The organism is Aliiruegeria haliotis, from assembly GCF_003003255.1.
Lineage (GTDB): Bacteria > Pseudomonadota > Alphaproteobacteria > Rhodobacterales > Rhodobacteraceae > Tropicimonas > Tropicimonas haliotis.
The window spans coordinates 48,371-63,533 of the sequence record NZ_PVTD01000008.1 but is presented as its reverse complement, the minus strand read 5'-3'; the positions used below and the strand labels follow the sequence as shown (position 1 = coordinate 63,533).

The 15,163-nt window shown below is 63.4% G+C and carries 12 protein-coding genes; 5 read left to right on the top strand and 7 right to left on the bottom strand.

Features of this window, described 5'->3' with window-relative positions:
* The first annotated feature begins 71 nt into the window (after window positions 1-71).
* Window positions 72-1,364 carry a glycosyltransferase family 87 protein gene (locus tag CLV78_RS17150; RefSeq protein WP_158263587.1) on the top strand — a complete coding sequence of 431 codons (1,293 nt, stop codon included), beginning with the start codon at window positions 72-74 and terminating at the stop codon, window positions 1,362-1,364.
* A 91-nt stretch (window positions 1,365-1,455) separates the two neighbouring features.
* Window positions 1,456-4,773: a carbamoyl-phosphate synthase large subunit gene (gene carB, locus CLV78_RS17145; protein ID WP_106206301.1), complete on the top strand. Its 3,318-nt coding sequence runs from the start codon at window positions 1,456-1,458 to the stop codon at window positions 4,771-4,773.
* Window positions 4,774-4,954: 181 nt separating this feature from the next.
* Here the strand turns inward: carB and CLV78_RS17140 are convergent, their stop codons facing one another.
* Entirely contained in the window at window positions 4,955-5,236 is a 282-nt protein-coding gene (locus CLV78_RS17140) for a GlsB/YeaQ/YmgE family stress response membrane protein (protein WP_245925138.1), read from the bottom strand.
* A gap of 160 nt (window positions 5,237-5,396) precedes the next feature.
* Here CLV78_RS17140 and CLV78_RS17135 point away from each other — a divergent pair, with 160 nt between their 5' ends.
* From CLV78_RS17135 to CLV78_RS17125, 3 genes are all read left to right on the top strand, one after another.
* Window positions 5,397-6,059 (top strand): sulfotransferase, encoded by a 663-nt coding sequence (locus CLV78_RS17135; RefSeq protein ID WP_106206299.1) that lies wholly within the window; start codon window positions 5,397-5,399, stop codon window positions 6,057-6,059.
* A gap of 152 nt (window positions 6,060-6,211) precedes the next feature.
* On the top strand, window positions 6,212-7,204 hold the full coding sequence (locus CLV78_RS17130) for a fatty acid desaturase (protein WP_106206297.1): 993 nt from the start codon (window positions 6,212-6,214) through the stop codon (window positions 7,202-7,204).
* Window positions 7,161-8,291, top strand: coding sequence for a beta-ketoacyl-ACP synthase III (locus CLV78_RS17125; protein WP_106206295.1), 1,131 nt, complete (start codon window positions 7,161-7,163; stop codon window positions 8,289-8,291). Before CLV78_RS17130 ends, CLV78_RS17125 begins: the two co-directional genes overlap by 44 nt.
* A gap of 121 nt (window positions 8,292-8,412) precedes the next feature.
* Here the strand turns inward: CLV78_RS17125 and CLV78_RS17120 are convergent, their stop codons facing one another.
* The 6 genes from CLV78_RS17120 to CLV78_RS17095 are packed head-to-tail and all read right to left on the bottom strand — an operon-like array spanning window position 8,413 to window position 14,961.
* On the bottom strand, window positions 8,413-9,348 hold the full coding sequence (locus CLV78_RS17120; RefSeq protein WP_106206293.1) for a 2-hydroxyacid dehydrogenase: 936 nt from the start codon (window positions 9,346-9,348) through the stop codon (window positions 8,413-8,415).
* Complete coding sequence (gene rodA / locus CLV78_RS17115; protein WP_106206291.1) at window positions 9,345-10,493, bottom strand: rod shape-determining protein RodA; 1,149 nt, start codon at window positions 10,491-10,493, stop codon at window positions 9,345-9,347. Before rodA ends, CLV78_RS17120 begins: the two co-directional genes overlap by 4 nt.
* A 7-nt stretch (window positions 10,494-10,500) precedes the next feature.
* On the bottom strand, window positions 10,501-12,420 hold the full coding sequence (gene mrdA / locus CLV78_RS17110; RefSeq protein ID WP_106206289.1) for a penicillin-binding protein 2: 1,920 nt from the start codon (window positions 12,418-12,420) through the stop codon (window positions 10,501-10,503).
* The gene (locus CLV78_RS17105) at window positions 12,417-12,956 is read right to left on the bottom strand and encodes a rod shape-determining protein MreD (RefSeq protein ID WP_106206287.1); all 540 of its coding nucleotides are present in this window, start codon (window positions 12,954-12,956) and stop codon (window positions 12,417-12,419) included. Before CLV78_RS17105 ends, mrdA begins: the two co-directional genes overlap by 4 nt.
* On the bottom strand, window positions 12,949-13,872 hold the full coding sequence (gene mreC, locus CLV78_RS17100; RefSeq protein WP_106206285.1) for a rod shape-determining protein MreC: 924 nt from the start codon (window positions 13,870-13,872) through the stop codon (window positions 12,949-12,951). The genes CLV78_RS17105 and mreC overlap by 8 nt, the downstream gene beginning before the upstream one ends.
* A gap of 51 nt (window positions 13,873-13,923) precedes the next feature.
* A complete protein-coding gene (locus tag CLV78_RS17095; RefSeq protein WP_106206283.1) occupies window positions 13,924-14,961 on the bottom strand; it encodes a rod shape-determining protein in 1,038 nt (345 codons plus the stop codon).
* Window positions 14,962-15,163 lie beyond the last annotated feature (202 nt).

The following is a 15,163-nucleotide window of genomic DNA, read 5'->3' as shown; positions in this document are numbered from 1 at the left end:
CACCCTACGTCCCGAGCAGAAAAGGCCGGGCAGGGAAAGCGCCGGCATTCCACCGTCGGAGGCAGGACAGGATGGTCCTAGATCAGACCATGGTGCGGCAGGGACGCGCCGATCCGAAAACCCTTGCTGGCGTGCTGACAGTCGTCGCGGTGTGCGCGATCGGCCTGATGGAGGTCTGGAACACCTTCATGGCGGATCTCTCCGCGGTCTACATGGCCGGGTATTTCTACGGAATCGGGAAACCGGAGCTGATCTACGACGCCCCGCCGGGGTTCTTTGGGAGTTCACCCCCGACCTGGGCGCCCTACATGGAGGACTTCGGTCTGGGCGATCAGTTCGTGACGCCCTACGTCTATCCACCCCTGTGGGCGGCCATGATCTCTCCGATTGCAACCTCCGTGTCGCCACAGGCTTTCTTCAACGGGGTGGCCGTGCTCCAGGCAACCCTCGGCGCCTTGTCGATCTGGCTTGCATGGCGGATCGCGGGACCGCGTGCGCCCGCACTCTGGATCTGGCTGATGATGTCGGCGGGCCTGCTGCTGACATCGCTGATCTCAACCTTTGCATTCCTTTTGATGCAGCCGCAAATCCTGGTAACTTTCCTGACGTTGCTCGCCTTCGAACGCTACCTGGCAGGGCGCGCCGGGCTCGCGGGGAGCATTCTTGGATTGGCCGCTATGCTCAAACTGGCGCCGGCCGGATTCGCCCTGATCTTCCTTCTGGATCGCAACTGGCGCGCGCTTGGAGCATTTGCCGCAACCTGTGCCGTGATCGGGGGGCTTGGCCTGTTTTTGATCGGGCCGGAGCTCCACCTCGCCTTTCGTGCGGCCGTCGACGTGGTGCAGAACACGCTGTTTCTCAGTTCGACCAACTATTCGGTGACGCCGCTGCTTCCTGTGCTGGGCGACTGGCTTGGGCTCCTGCCACCGCTGGACGTGTCGGGCTACAATGTCCGCATCAGAAGCGGCATGGAGGGCGCACGTTTAGCGAGCAAGGCCGTGTTCGCGCTTCTTGTTCTCTGGATGGTGCTGAGGACACAACGGATGCCGGAGGCGGTCCGGCTACCGGTTCGGCTGATGTCCCTGTCGCTGCTGCTCAACCTGTTCGGCCCGCTGGGATGGATTCACTACTACCTCCTCCCGCTCCTGCTGCTGCCGTCCCTTCCCGCCTTCCTGCCGCCCGCGAGGGCCTATGCGGTCATTGGCATCTTCGGGCTTCTGACGAGCAACTGGCTTTTCTGGCGATTGCGGGAGGTATGGAACGGCGACCTGGCGTCGGTGTCGTTCAGCGTCGCAGTCATGCTGTGCCTTTTCTTTGCGATCCTGACCCCGGGACGGCGATCAGACGGCGATTGGCAGGGTTAGCGGCGACGACGCCCAACAGGGCTTGCGCCGCCGGGCGCGCTGTCTATAACGCAGTCAATTTGCCGATAGCCCGCTGCCCGGAGACTCGCCCATGCCTAAACGTACCGATATCTCGTCCATCATGATCATCGGAGCAGGGCCCATCGTCATCGGGCAGGCCTGCGAGTTCGACTATTCCGGCGCCCAGGCCTGCAAAGCCCTGCGCGAAGAGGGCTATCGGGTCATCCTCGTGAACTCCAATCCCGCGACGATCATGACCGACCCCGGGCTGGCCGACGCCACCTACATTGAACCGATCACCCCGGAGGTCGTCGCCAAGATCATCGAGAAGGAGCGCCCCGATGCGCTTCTGCCTACCATGGGTGGACAGACCGGGCTGAACACCTCGCTCGCGCTGGCCGATATGGGCGTGCTGGAGAAGTTCGGCGTCGAGTTGATCGGTGCCCACCGGGAGGCCATCGAAATGGCCGAGGACCGCAAGCTCTTCCGGGAGGCAATGGATCGCATCGGGTTGGAAAACCCCAAAGCCGTCATCGCCAACACGATGGAGGAATGCCTCGATGCGCTGGAGCATGTGGGGTTGCCGGCAATCATCCGCCCGGCCTTCACGCTGGGCGGCACCGGCGGCGGCGTGGCCTACAACCGCGATGATTACGAGTACTATTGCAAGACCGGACTCGACGCCTCGCCCGTCAACCAGATCCTGATCGACGAATCCCTGCTCGGCTGGAAGGAGTTCGAGATGGAGGTGGTTCGCGACAGGGCGGACAATGCGATCATCGTCTGCGCAATCGAGAACGTCGATCCAATGGGTGTGCATACCGGCGACTCGATCACCGTGGCCCCAGCGCTGACGCTGACCGACAAGGAATATCAGATCATGCGCAACGGTTCGATTGCCGTGTTGCGCGAGATCGGCGTGGAGACCGGCGGCTCCAACGTGCAATGGGCGATCAACCCCGACGACGGCCGCATGGTCGTGATCGAGATGAACCCGCGCGTGTCCCGTTCTTCGGCCCTGGCCTCGAAGGCCACAGGTTTCCCGATTGCCAAGATCGCCGCGAAGCTCGCCGTGGGGTACACGCTGGACGAGCTCGACAACGACATCACCAAGGTGACGCCGGCCAGTTTCGAGCCAACCATCGACTATGTCGTGACGAAGATCCCGCGCTTCGCGTTCGAGAAGTTCCCCGGATCGAAGCCGGAACTGACGACCGCGATGAAGTCGGTGGGCGAGGCCATGTCCATCGGCCGCACGATTCACGAGTCGCTGCAAAAGGCGCTGGCCTCGATGGAAACCGGCCTGACCGGCTTCGACGAGGTCGATATCGATGGCATGCCCGGGCCGCACCAGCTGACGATGTCGGATTGCGATGACCCGTTGGTTCCGCAGATCCTTGTCGGCAAGGACGAGACCGCGCAGATGGCCATCGACAAGGCCCTGACCCGGGCACTGTCCGAGAAGACGCCGGACCGCCTTCGCGTGATTGCCCATTCCATGCGCTTCGGGTTCTCCGACGAGGAGATCCGGGAGATCACCGCCTTCGATCCGTGGTTCCTCGCCCGTATCCGCGAAATCGTGGGAGCTGAAGCGCGGATCCGCAAGGAAGGCCTGCCGCTCGACGAAGCCGGCCTGCGCGGGATCAAGATGATGGGCTTCAGCGATGCCCGTCTTGCCAAGCTGACCGGCCGGGACGAGGCCAACATTCGCCGGGCTCGGGAAAACCTCGGCGTGGTCGCGCAGTTCAAGCGCATCGACACCTGTGCCGCCGAGTTTGAGGCGCAGACGCCGTACATGTACTCGACCTACGAAGTGCCGGCGATGGGCGAGGCGGAGTGCGAGGCACGTCCCTCCGACAAGAAGAAGGTTGTCATCCTCGGGGGTGGCCCGAACCGGATCGGCCAGGGGATCGAGTTCGACTATTGCTGCTGTCACGCCTGTTTCGCGCTGACGGAGGCGGGCTACGAGACCATCATGGTCAATTGCAACCCGGAGACGGTCTCCACCGACTACGACACTTCCGACCGCCTCTACTTCGAGCCGCTGACCTTCGAACACGTGATGGAAATTCTCCGTGTCGAGCAGGAAAACGGCACACTGCACGGGGTGATCGTGCAATTCGGCGGCCAGACGCCGCTGAACCTGGCCAACGATCTCGAAGAGGCCGGTATTCCGATCCTCGGCACCACGCCGGACGCCATCGACCTCGCCGAGGATCGCGAGCGGTTCCAGGCGCTGGTGAACGAGCTGGGCCTTAAACAGCCCAAGAATGGCATCGCTTCCTCGGATGCCGAAGCCATGCGGATCGCGGAGGAGATCGGTTTCCCGCTGGTCATCCGCCCCTCCTATGTCCTTGGGGGGCGCGCGATGGAGATCGTCCGCGATACCGCGCAACTGGAACGCTACATTTCCGAGGCCGTGGTCGTTTCCGGCGACAGCCCGGTGCTTCTGGACAGCTATCTGTCCGGCGCCACGGAGATCGACGTTGATGCGCTGTGCGACGGAAAGACGGTCCACGTCGCCGGGATCATGCAGCACATCGAAGAGGCCGGGGTGCATTCCGGCGATTCCGCCTGTTCGCTGCCGCCGTATTCGCTGTCGTCCGGGATGATCGCGGAGCTGAAGCGGCAATCGGAGGCGCTCGCGCTGGCGCTCAACGTGGTCGGCCTGATGAATGTGCAGTTCGCGATCAAGGACGACGTGATCTACCTCATCGAGGTGAACCCGCGTGCCTCGCGGACGGTGCCCTTCGTGGCCAAGGCCGTGGGATCGCCGATCGCCTCCATTGCCGCGCGGCTGATGGCAGGGGAGACCCTCGACGCGTTCGACCTCATCGATCCGCAGATCGACACCTTTGCCGTCAAGGAAGCCGTCATGCCCTTCGCCCGTTTCCCGGGTGTGGACACTATCCTTGGTCCGGAGATGCGCTCGACGGGCGAGGTCATGGGCTCGGATGCCAATTTCCACCGCGCTTTCCTCAAGGCGCAGATGGGGGCCGGTGCGCAATTGCCGGAGGATGGCACCGTGTTCCTGTCGATCAAGCCGGACGACAAGACCGGGATCCTCGAAGAGACCGGACGTACCCTGCACGAACTGGGCTTCTCGATCATCGCCACCCGTGGCACGGCGAAATTCCTGGAGGGGAAAGGCATTCCGGCCGACGTCGTGAACAAGGTCTACGAAGGTCGACCGAACATCGTTGACGTGATGAAGGACGGGCGCGTGCATCTGGTGCTGAACACCACCGAAGGCGCACAGGCGGTGGAGGACAGCCGGGAGATGCGGGCCGTCGCGCTGATGGATCGCATCCCCTACTACACCACGCTCGCCGCGGCCCATGCCACGGCACTTGCGATGAAGGTCCGCCGGGAAGGCGAGATCGAGGTGTTGGCGCTTCAGGAGGAGTAGTGGTTCGGGGCGCGAGCAACGAATGCCCCGTCACGCCTCTAACCGCAGGACCAACCTCCCAAGGTGTCGCGCCGGTTGATGTCGGCGGCGCTGTGACGTGGCTCGGCCACTGCCTCGGGGCGAGAAACCGGCCCTGCGCGGAGAGGGCCGGCCAGAGGCGTGCCCAAAGCCTGCGGCCAGATCAGATCCGCTTGATGATCCGGATTGCCACGAGCACGATCGCCGCACCGATTGCAGCGGACAGCACCGATCCGAAGAAACCGGATCCGAAGTCCAGTCCGATCTGTGGCAGCAGCCAGTTCGCCAACAAGGCGCCACCGATCCCGAGGATGGTGTTCCCCAGAAAGCCGAACCCGCCACCGGCAACAAGCTTGCCCGCAAGCCAGCCGGCGAGGGCGCCAATGATGATGGCGATGAAGAAGCCCGAGAAAACCATCGTCTCGGCCTGTGTGACCTGGTCCATGTTGCCTCCGCACGTGATTTCTTGCCTGCCGCTTTGCTAGCATGGATCGGCGCCGGGCCAATGGGAAACCTCGACCCTGCCGTTACAGCTTGTCCGCCTTTCAATCCGGACGGCACGTGTTACAGGGGGCCAAGGCAGTTCGACCACCACAAGGATCCCCATGAAGCACGTGTTCGTCGTCACCTACGGTCGCTCCGGTTCCACCGCCTTGATGATGGCCCTGAATGCGATCGAGGGGGCCTGCATTCGCGGTCAGAACGGTGGTGTGCTGGAACCTCTGGTGGAAGCCGCCCGCGTCGCCCGGATCACAAAACGACGTCTGGAGGACGGGGATTCAGGGCCAAGGACGCCATGGTACGGCGCGGGCGAGATCCAGCCGCAGCGGTTTGCCCGGTCGATGGCGCGAAGCTTCGTGCAACACATTCTCGTGCCTCCCGAGGGAACCCGTGTAGCGGGATTCAGCGGTATCGGCTACACCGCTGACACGATGACCGACGAGTCGTTCGAAGCCGTTGTCAGCTTCATCCTCCGCCATTTCGAGGACTCCCGCATCATCTTCCTGACCCGCGATCCGGAGGCCGTGTCCCATTCCGGGTGGTGGCAGGACCGGGATCATGATGCCGTTGTCGACATGCTCCACGAGACCATCCACCGGTTCGAGTTGGCGCACCAACGCTTTCCCGAGCGGAGCTACATGCTTGATCACGCCAGTTTCGATCAGAACCCGGAAGGCCTTCGCCCGCTTCTGGACTGGCTCGGGGAGGACGTGCCGCCCGACCGGCTTGCAGAGGCATTGTCCGAGCGCCTGTCGCACCTGCGCTAGCTCCAACCCAGTCGGTGACAAATGTCCCGGCCAGTGGAAAATGTCACCAGATTGGTAAAAATGTCGCGAAGTCCCCCGTGTCTGGGGCGGTCGGTGCGATGGTACACATAAGCATGTGACATCAATCTGTTACCCTGCAAAGCGGAGACTTCATGGCGCGACATATCCCGGCGATCGAATGGCCCACCCTTGCTCTTGCCTTTGCGTGCTACCTGGCCTGGGGAATCGGGATCACCTGGATGAGCGTATTCTGGCTGCCCGCTGGCATCGCGCTGACCGCGCTGGCGGGGGCGCTGCATTCCTCTCTGCAACACGAGATGATCCACGGCCATCCTTTCCGGAACCCGCGCCTGAACGAACTGCTCGTCGCCCCCGCACTGACATTGCTGATCCCGTATCAGCGGTTTCGTGACACACACCTCGCCCATCACAGCGATGAAACGCTCACAGACCCCTATGACGACCCGGAATCGAACTACATGGACCCGGCGGTCTGGGGGCGGCTGCCGGCCGTGATGCAGGCAATCCTCCGGTTCAACAACACGCTCTTTGGCCGGCTAATTGTCGGGCCATTGGTGGCGCAGGTCTGCTTCATGTCCAGCGACTGGATGGCGATCCGCAATGGTGACCGGGCAGTTGCCGTGGCCTGGCTGTGGCATGTCCCGGCGGTGGTCCTTGTGCTTTGGCTGGTTGCCCTGTCGCCGATGCCGCTCTGGGCCTATGCCATTGCCGCCTATGCGTCATTGTCGATCCTGAAAATCCGGACCTTCCTTGAACACCAGGCCCATGCCGACAGCGCCGGACGCACGGTGATCATCGAGGATCGGGGCCTTCTCGCCTTCCTCTTTCTCAACAACAATCTGCACGTTGTGCACCACATGCACCCGGGCGTTCCCTGGTACGCTTTGCCAAAGCTGTTTCGCGAACGCCGGGACGCTTTCCTTGCTCGCAACTTCGGCTATCGCTACGCCAGCTATGCAGAGGTCTTCTCGCGCCATTTCGTTACGGCAAAAGATCCGGTGCCGCATCCGCTGCGGCCCACGCCTCTTGACGTTTCCGCGCAGGCGGGTTCATTGACGGACACTCGAAAGGAGCGCCTCAATGCACCAGCCAGCGATCACGGGAACCGGGGTCTTCACGCCTGAGGAGGTCATTACCAACGACGAGTTGGTGGTTGCCTTCAACGCCTATGCCGACCGTATGAATGCCGAAAACGCCGCCGCGATTGCAGCCGGCGAGATCGAGCCCATGGCCCATTCTTCCTCCGAGTTCATCGTCCATGCCTCCGGCATCGAGAACCGGTTCGTGATGAACAAGTCCGGCATTCTGGACCCGGAGGTCATGCACCCGCAGTTGCCGGCACGCTCCGACGAGGAGCCCGGCATCATGGCGGAAATGGCGGTGGATGCCTGTCGGAAGGCGCTGGCAATGGCCCAAGTCGATGCCTCCGACGTCGATGCCGTGATCTGTGCAGCTTCGAACCATGAACGGGCCTATCCGGCCATCGCGGTGGAGATCCAGCAATTGCTGGGCTGCGGCGGGTTCGGCTTCGATATGAACGTGGCCTGTTCCTCGGCCACCTTCGGCATCCAGGCGGCGGCGGACATGATCCGTGCCGGGTCGATCCGCAAGGCGCTCGTCGTGAACCCGGAGATCTGCTCGGCGCACCTCGAATGGCGCGACCGCGATTGCCACTTCATTTTCGGTGATGTCTGCACCGCCGTCCTGATCGAGCGGGAGGAGGACGCGCGCGGCGCCCATTTCACCATCCTCTCGACACGGTGTGCCACCGAGTTTTCCAACAATATCCGCAACAACAATGGCTTCCTGCGCCGCACGCGCGACGGTCACATGCAGGACCGGCGCGACATGCTGTTCATGCAGGAGGGTCGCAAGGTCTTCAAACAGGTGTTGCCCCTCGTCTCCAACCACATTGCGCAGCATATGGCGGATGAAGGGGTCTCGCAGGGTGACCTGAAGCGGATATGGTTGCACCAGGCAAACAAGACGATGAACGACTTCATCGGAAAGAAGGTCATGGGGCGGGTGCCCTCCCCGGAGGAGCAGCCGAATATCCTCCAAGACTACGCGAACACGTCGTCGGCAGGCTCGATCATCGCCTTTGCACAGCATTCGGCGGACATGGCAGCGGGCGAGATCGGGCTGATTTGCTCCTTCGGCGCCGGCTACTCCGTGGGCTCGGTGATCCTGAAGCGGGAGGTGGCGGCATGAGGTGGCTTGGTGCGCTGACGATGCTTGCCCTGTTGTCTGGCTGCGGGGTGCCATTCGTTCCGTTCATCTGACGCGGCTTCCGGGTTCTCCGGACGCCGTCGTCCGCACTGACCTCGCGATGTCAGTAGCCCAGGGACCGGTCGACCAGGTGGAGGAACCGCTCTCCGGCTTCGCTGCGGCGGATGTTCTCCGCGATCACCTGTGATGCGGTTTCCGCCCGCGTTTCCGATGCGATATGCGGGGTGACCGTGACCTTGGGATGTGCCCAGAAGCGGTGATCCGGCGGCAGCGGCTCAACACGGAACACGTCGAGAGTGGCGTGCTCAATTCGTCCGGAATCGAGGGCCGCCAGCAGGGCATCGTCATCGATCAGCGGGCCTCGGCCGGGGTTGATGATAACCGCTCCTTGCGGCAACTGGCCGATATGGGCTTCGTTGAGCAGGTTCTCCGTGCCCGGTGTCAGCGGCAGGAGCAGGATCACGATCTCTGCCGTAGCGAGCGCTTCCTCCAGCCCCTGCGGTCCTGACAGGCAGGTGATGCCCGGGACGTCGCGTGGGCTTCGGCTCCATCCGGTGACAGGGAAGTTGAGGGCCGCGAGCGCCTCCGCACAGGCCCGGCCGAGCGCACCGAGGCCAAGAATGGTCACGTGGCGGTGTCGGGCAAGCGGCGGGAAGTGCCGGACCCACTCACCGGACTGATGCGCGAGCGTGTGGTCGATGTTCAGGTGGTGACGCAGCGTGTGTCCGACGACCCATTCCACAATACCCTCGGTCAGGCCGGCATCGACCATGCGGGTGAGCGGCACGCGAATGGTCTCATTGCCAATGATCCCCTCGACACCGGCCCAGAGGCTGAGCACGGCCTTGAGACGGCTGAACGGGGTAAAGTCCGACAGGCCGGAGGAGGGCGCGTAGACGATGTAATCTATCGTCTCTGCGGGACCGAGGTCGGGGGAGATGCGGGCGTCCAGCCCCGTCTCTGCCAGCGCGTGGGCGAGGTGGCCTTCGTATTCGAACCAGGCCTCCGGACGGGCGGAGAAAAGGATGTTGAGCGTCATGCGCGTTCCCTTGGGCGATGGATGTGGGCCGATTGCACCAACCCGAAGGCCGCGAGCAGAACCAGCATCGCCGATCCGCCGTAGCTGACCAGCGGCAGGGGAACACCCACGACCGGAGCGAGGCCCATGACCATGGACATGTTCACCGCGAAGAACAGGAAGAAGGTTGCCGCGATGCCGATGGTCAGCAGCGATGCGAAGCGGTCCTTGTTGGTGAACGCGGAAGCGAGGCAGAAGACGATGATCAGCGCATAGAGCGTGAGCAGCGAGGCCGCACCAACGAAGCCGAACTCCTCCGCCAGCGTGGTGAAAATGAAATCGGTGTGTTTCTCCGGCAGGAAGTTCAGCCGGGATTGCGTGCCCTGCATGAAACCGCGCCCGGTCCAGCCACCAGATCCAAGGGCGATCTTCGACTGTGTAATGTGGTAGCCGGCCCCCAGCGGGTCGCTTTCAGGATCCAGGAATGTGTCGATCCGTCGGTATTGATAATCTTTGAGCAATTGCCAGGTGGTGCCTCGGGACTGGAACACGGCCGAGATCAGGCCGATGCCTGCGCCGATGACCGCGGCGAAATAGGCCCAGTGCACCCCGGCGGCAAACATCACGATACCACCGCCCGCCACCAGCAGGATTGCCGTGCCGAGATCGGGCTGGCGCAGCACGAGGAAGGTCGGCAACAGGATGAAGAAAACGGGCAGGATGACCCAAAAGATCCGGCTGACCTTCTTGATATCGAGCCAGTCGTAATAGGCGGCAAGGAACATCACGAGGGTGATCTTGGTCAGTTCGGAGGGCTGGAGTCGCATGAAGCCGATATCGATCCAGCGCTGCGCCCCCATGCCGACGGTGCCAAAAAGCTCCACCGCCAGCAGCAATCCGATCGACCCCGCATAGGCAACGGCCGCAACATTTCGCCAGAAGTATACCGGCACCATTGCGATGACGAACATGCCCGCCATGCCAAGCGCAAAGCGTTTCATCTGCGGTTCGGCCCAGGGTTGCAGGGAACCGCCAGCGACCGAGTACAGCATCAGGAAGCCGACCGAGGACACTGCTGTCAGGAGTAGGACCAGACCCCAGTTCAGGTAGAGGATCTTGGAGATCCCGGTCGGGACGGTCTGGACGCGATACTCTAGATAGGACATGCGCGCTTCAGGCCCGGTCGCTTGGCTTGGCGAAGCCGTCTTCGCGACGGAGCGGCATGGCGTTGAATTTCTCCTCGACCTCGGCCCGAACGCCCGAAGGGAAGATGTCCAGTGGCGGAATGTCTCCGTGAAGGGCGCGTGCGACGATGTCCCGGGCAACCGGGGCTGCGGCTTTCGAACCGCCGCCGCCGTGTTCCACCACCACGGAAACCGCGATTTTCGGATCGTGGTAGGGCGCAAAGCAGACAAAGAGTGCGTGGTCGCGCTGCTCCCACGGCACGTTCTTGTTGTCGACCACAACCGAGCGAACCTGGCTGGTTCCGGTCTTCCCGGCGAGTTTGAACTCATCGGGCAGCAGGCGGGACCGGTAGGCGGTGCCTCGTCGCGAGTTGGAGACGTTGTACATCGCCTTGCGCACCTGCGAGAGCGTTGTGGGGCTCAGGTCCAGCGGACCGTCGGTCACGACCGGCTGCTCGACAGAGTCGATGGATTTCACCAGCCGTGGGTGGATGCCTTCGCCGGTCGCAATCCGGGCGGCCATCAACGCGAGTTGGAGGGGGGAGGCAAGCACGAAACCCTGCCCGATGGAGGCGTTCAAACTGTCACCCACCATCCAGCTTTCCTGTCGGCGAGCCTGTTTCCAGGCCTTCGTGGGGGCGAGTCCCTCCGCGACGGCGGACATCGGCAGGTCGTGGCGGATGCCAATGCCGAGCTTGCGGGCCATCTCGGAGATCTTCTCGATCCCGACGCGCTCTGCCAACTCGTAGTAGTAGACATCGCAGGATCGCATCAGGCTGTCGTTGAGATCGACATAGCCATGCCCGCCCCGCTTCCAGCAATGGAACCGCCGTGTGCCAAGCTTCTTGTAGCCGCCGCAGTAGATCGTCTCGCCCGCCGTGACGACGCCGGCCTCGTGGGCGGCCAGCGCTGTCACCATCTTGAAGGTCGAGCCAGGCGGATAGGTGCCCTGCACCGACTTGTCGGCAAGCGGGCGGTGATCGTCCTCCGTCAGCGTCCGATAGTCCTTCACGGAAATGCCGCGGACGAAAAGGTTGGGGTCGAAGGATGGGGCGGAGGCGATTGCCAGCACGTCACCCGACGTCACGTCCATGACAACCGAAGCCGCGCTTTCGCCCACGAGCCGGGCGTTCACGAAGTTCTGCAGCCCGTGATCGATCGTCAATTGCAGGTCGGCGCCCTTTTGGCCCTCCTGTCGGGACAGCTCGCGCATGACGCGGCCCCCGGCGTTCACCTCGATTCGTTTGGTGCCCGCGGACCCGCGCAGCTGGTCCTCCCTCTTGGCCTCCAGCCCGACCTTGCCGATCTGGAACTTCGGGATCTGGAGCAGCGGGTCGGGGTTCTCCAGCTTGGAGAGGTCGTAGTCGGAGACCGGGCCGACATAGCCCACGACATGTGCAAAGTCGTCGGTCAAAGGGTAGTGCCGTGTCAGGCCTACCTCCGGCGTCACGCCGGGCAGCGCGGGGGCATTCACGGCGACCTCTGCCACATCCTCCCAGGCCAGTTGGTCGGCGATTGTCACCGGCACGAAGGGACTTCGGCGTTTGATTTCGCGCATGGCGCGTTCGACGTCGTCGTCAGAAAGGGGCACAAGGGCGCGCAGCCGGGCAAAGGTCTCCTCGAGATCGCCGGCGTCTTCGCGCACGATCACGATGCGATAGTTCTGCACGTTCTCCGCGATGGGTGTGCCGGTCCGGTCGAAAATCAGGCCGCGCGCGGGGGGGATCAACCGAATGTTGATCCGGTTCTCTTCAGCGAGAAGTCGGAACTCTTCCGCCTGATCGACCTGCATATAGCGCATCCGGGCGGAAAGTACGCCCATGAACCCGAGCATGCCGGCGCCAAGCACCAGCCCACGTCGGGTGATGCGGCGGGCGCTTTCTTCGGTATCTTTGGGCGGGCGTCTCACAGGCGGCTCCCCAATGCGTCAGCTTCGTTCGGGTCGGCGGCGCGAACCCCGAATGCATAATGCGACACAAGCACCACCAATGGATAGGCCGCGGCGGTAAAAAGCGCGCGAAGAATCGCCTGCCCCAATGGCGGGCGGTCGAGCATCGTGATGGTCAGCGCAATCTGGTTCAGCCCGACCAACGCCACCATCACCGCCGTCACCATGGCCCATTCGAAGGGAAAGGGCAGGTTGCGCGACACGTCGCGACGGGCGCGCAGGACTTCTGTCCCCACCAGTATCAGCGCGGCGCCGAGCCCGGGCGGGTGTTGCAGCAGGAAGTCGAGGAACAGGAAGAGCGGCGCGAGGATCGGTACCGGCACGTAGGACGGCCGCCGCAGAACCCAGGCGAACGTGACCGCCACGATCAGGTCCGGTCCCGGCAGCTTGCCCGCCGAGGCGCCGAGCGGCAGCAACTGCACGAAGGCCAGAACGAGGATCAGGGCGACATAGAACACGCGGTAGGCCCAGGTCCGCGATGTGATCGGATCAACCATCGCCCGTGCTCTCGTCGTCTTGCTCTGGCTCGGGGGCCTCGATCACCGGTTCGGGTTGCGGCGGCACGATCAGGCCGCTGGAATCGGTAATGACTTCTCCCTTGTGGCTACGCAGGACGCGCAGGAACTCCAGGCGCTCGTAGTCGGCGGCAAGCCAGACGCGCAAGCGGCCGTCGGGGCCGCGGGCCAACTGGCCTACAAGCATGCCTGACGGGAACACGCCGCCGTCGCCGGAGCTGACCACGCGGTCACCGGGCTGGACGTCGTCCGGGCTCTCCAGGAAGTCGATCGCAGGTGCCGCAGAATTGTCGCCCGCGAGGATTGCGCGCTGACCCGATGGCTGGATCGTTACCGGCAGGCGGCTGGCCGCATCGGTGAGCAGCAACACGCGGGACGTGTTCTGCCCGACACCGGAGATTCGCCCGACGAGCCCGAGCCCGTCCATGGTCGCCCAGCCGTCCTTGATTCCGTCCCGCTCTCCGACGTTGAGCAGAACCGATTGGCGAAAGGGCGACCCGGAATCGGCCACGACCACGCCGGAGACGGAGGTGAGCTTCGGATCAAGCCGCACCTTGTTCAGTGCCAGGAGCTTGGCATTCTGCTGCTCCAGCTGCACGGCGGCCTCCTTCCAGGCTTTCATCTGTTGCAACTCGCGCCGAAGGTCCCGGTTCTGCTGGTAGATGCGCTGGTAGGATTCGAAATTGTCGATCATGCCCGCGAAATGGGCGAGCGGAACGCTGGCCCATTCGAATCCGGGCACGACACGATCGATCATGTTGGCGCGAAATCGCTCCACCCGGGGGGAATCGATCCGCCAGATCAGGAATACTGCGATGCAGAACAGGATGACGCCGCCCACGAGGATGCGGCGCACCGGGCTCACATAGTCGACATCTGCGTTTCGATTCCGTGCCACGCGGCCTCACGTCTCGCCGGCCGGCGTTTCTGCTCCGGTCCGGTGTTCGAATTAGCTGTCGTAGTCTATCGCATGCCGCAGCTGTTTTTCATACTCCAGCGCCTTGCCGGTCCCGAGTGCAACGCAATTCAGCGACTCATCGGCCACGGAGATTGCGAGCCCCGTTTGTTCACGCAGGGCGAGGTCCAGTTCCCCCAGCAACGCGCCGCCACCGGTGAGCATCACGCCACGGTCGACGATGTCCGCGGCAAGATCCGGCGGGGTGGCTTCGAGCGCCGTCATCACGGCCTCGCAGATCGCCTGCACCGGCTCGGCCAGCGCTTCGGCCACCTGGGCCTGGTTGATTTCGGTCTCCTTCGGCACGCCGTTGAGCAGGTCGCGGCCACGGATCTGCATCGACGCACCGCGCCCGTCGTCGGGCATGCGGGCGGTCCCGATGGAGGTCTTGACGCGCTCCGCGGTGCTGTCGCCGACAAGGATGTTCTGCTGGCGGCGCAGGTAGGAAACGATCGCGTCATCCATACGGTCGCCGCCAATACGGACGGAGCGGGCATAGACGATGTCGCCCAGCGAAAGCACCGCCACCTCAGTCGTGCCGCCGCCGATATCCACGACCATGGATCCCGTCGGGTCCGTGATCGGCATGCCGGCACCGATGGCCGCCGCGATCGGCTCCGCGATCAGGCCCGCGCGTCGGGCACCGGCGGACAGGACCGATTGCCGGATTGCGCGCTTCTCCACGGGAGTGGCGCCATGGGGCACGCAGACGATGATCTTCGGCTTGGTGAACGTTGTGCGCTTGTGCACCTTGCGGATGAAATGCTTGATCATCTCCTCCGCGGTGTCGAAATCCGCGATCACGCCCTCGCGCATCGGGCGGATGGCCTCGATGGAGCCGGGCGTGCGGCCCAGCATCATCTTCGCGTCTTCCCCGACTGCCAGCACTTCCTTGCGGCCATTCTTGTTGTGATAGGCAACAACGGAGGGCTCGTTGAGAATGACACCCTTGCCCTTCACGTAGACAAGCGTGTTCGCCGTCCCGAGGTCGATTGCCATGTCTGAGGAAAACAATCCACCAAACAGCGCCATGTGTTGTCCTGCTCTATTTTTTTGCCAATAGCCTATTGAGCCCCGGCGACTCCCCTAGCCGCGGGACGAGCGAGTTATAGTCGGGCCCGACGACGTATAAAAGGGTCAATGCAGCATGGATCGGCGTCCCTCCGCCGGTTTGCCTGCATCCCGTGCAGTGGGACCGCGTGATAGGCATCGCCGGGGAAGGACACACGCCTGG

Bases quoted from the DNA above. Each gene is read 5' to 3' on its own strand.
- CLV78_RS17150 (WP_158263587.1), top strand. From the start codon at position 72: ATGGTCCTAGATCAGACCATGGTGCGGCAGGGACGCGCCGATCCGAAA.
- carB (WP_106206301.1), top strand. From the start codon at position 1,456: ATGCCTAAACGTACCGATATCTCGTCCATCATGATCATCGGAGCAGGG.
- CLV78_RS17140 (WP_245925138.1), bottom strand. From the start codon at position 5,236: ATGGACCAGGTCACACAGGCCGAGACGATGGTTTTCTCGGGCTTCTTC.
- CLV78_RS17135 (WP_106206299.1), top strand. From the start codon at position 5,397: ATGAAGCACGTGTTCGTCGTCACCTACGGTCGCTCCGGTTCCACCGCC.
- CLV78_RS17130 (WP_106206297.1), top strand. From the start codon at position 6,212: ATGGCGCGACATATCCCGGCGATCGAATGGCCCACCCTTGCTCTTGCC.
- CLV78_RS17125 (WP_106206295.1), top strand. From the start codon at position 7,161: ATGCACCAGCCAGCGATCACGGGAACCGGGGTCTTCACGCCTGAGGAG.
- CLV78_RS17120 (WP_106206293.1), bottom strand. From the start codon at position 9,348: ATGACGCTCAACATCCTTTTCTCCGCCCGTCCGGAGGCCTGGTTCGAA.
- rodA (WP_106206291.1), bottom strand. From the start codon at position 10,493: ATGTCCTATCTAGAGTATCGCGTCCAGACCGTCCCGACCGGGATCTCC.
- CLV78_RS17105 (WP_106206287.1), bottom strand. From the start codon at position 12,956: ATGGTTGATCCGATCACATCGCGGACCTGGGCCTACCGCGTGTTCTAT.
- CLV78_RS17095 (WP_106206283.1), bottom strand. From the start codon at position 14,961: ATGGCGCTGTTTGGTGGATTGTTTTCCTCAGACATGGCAATCGACCTC.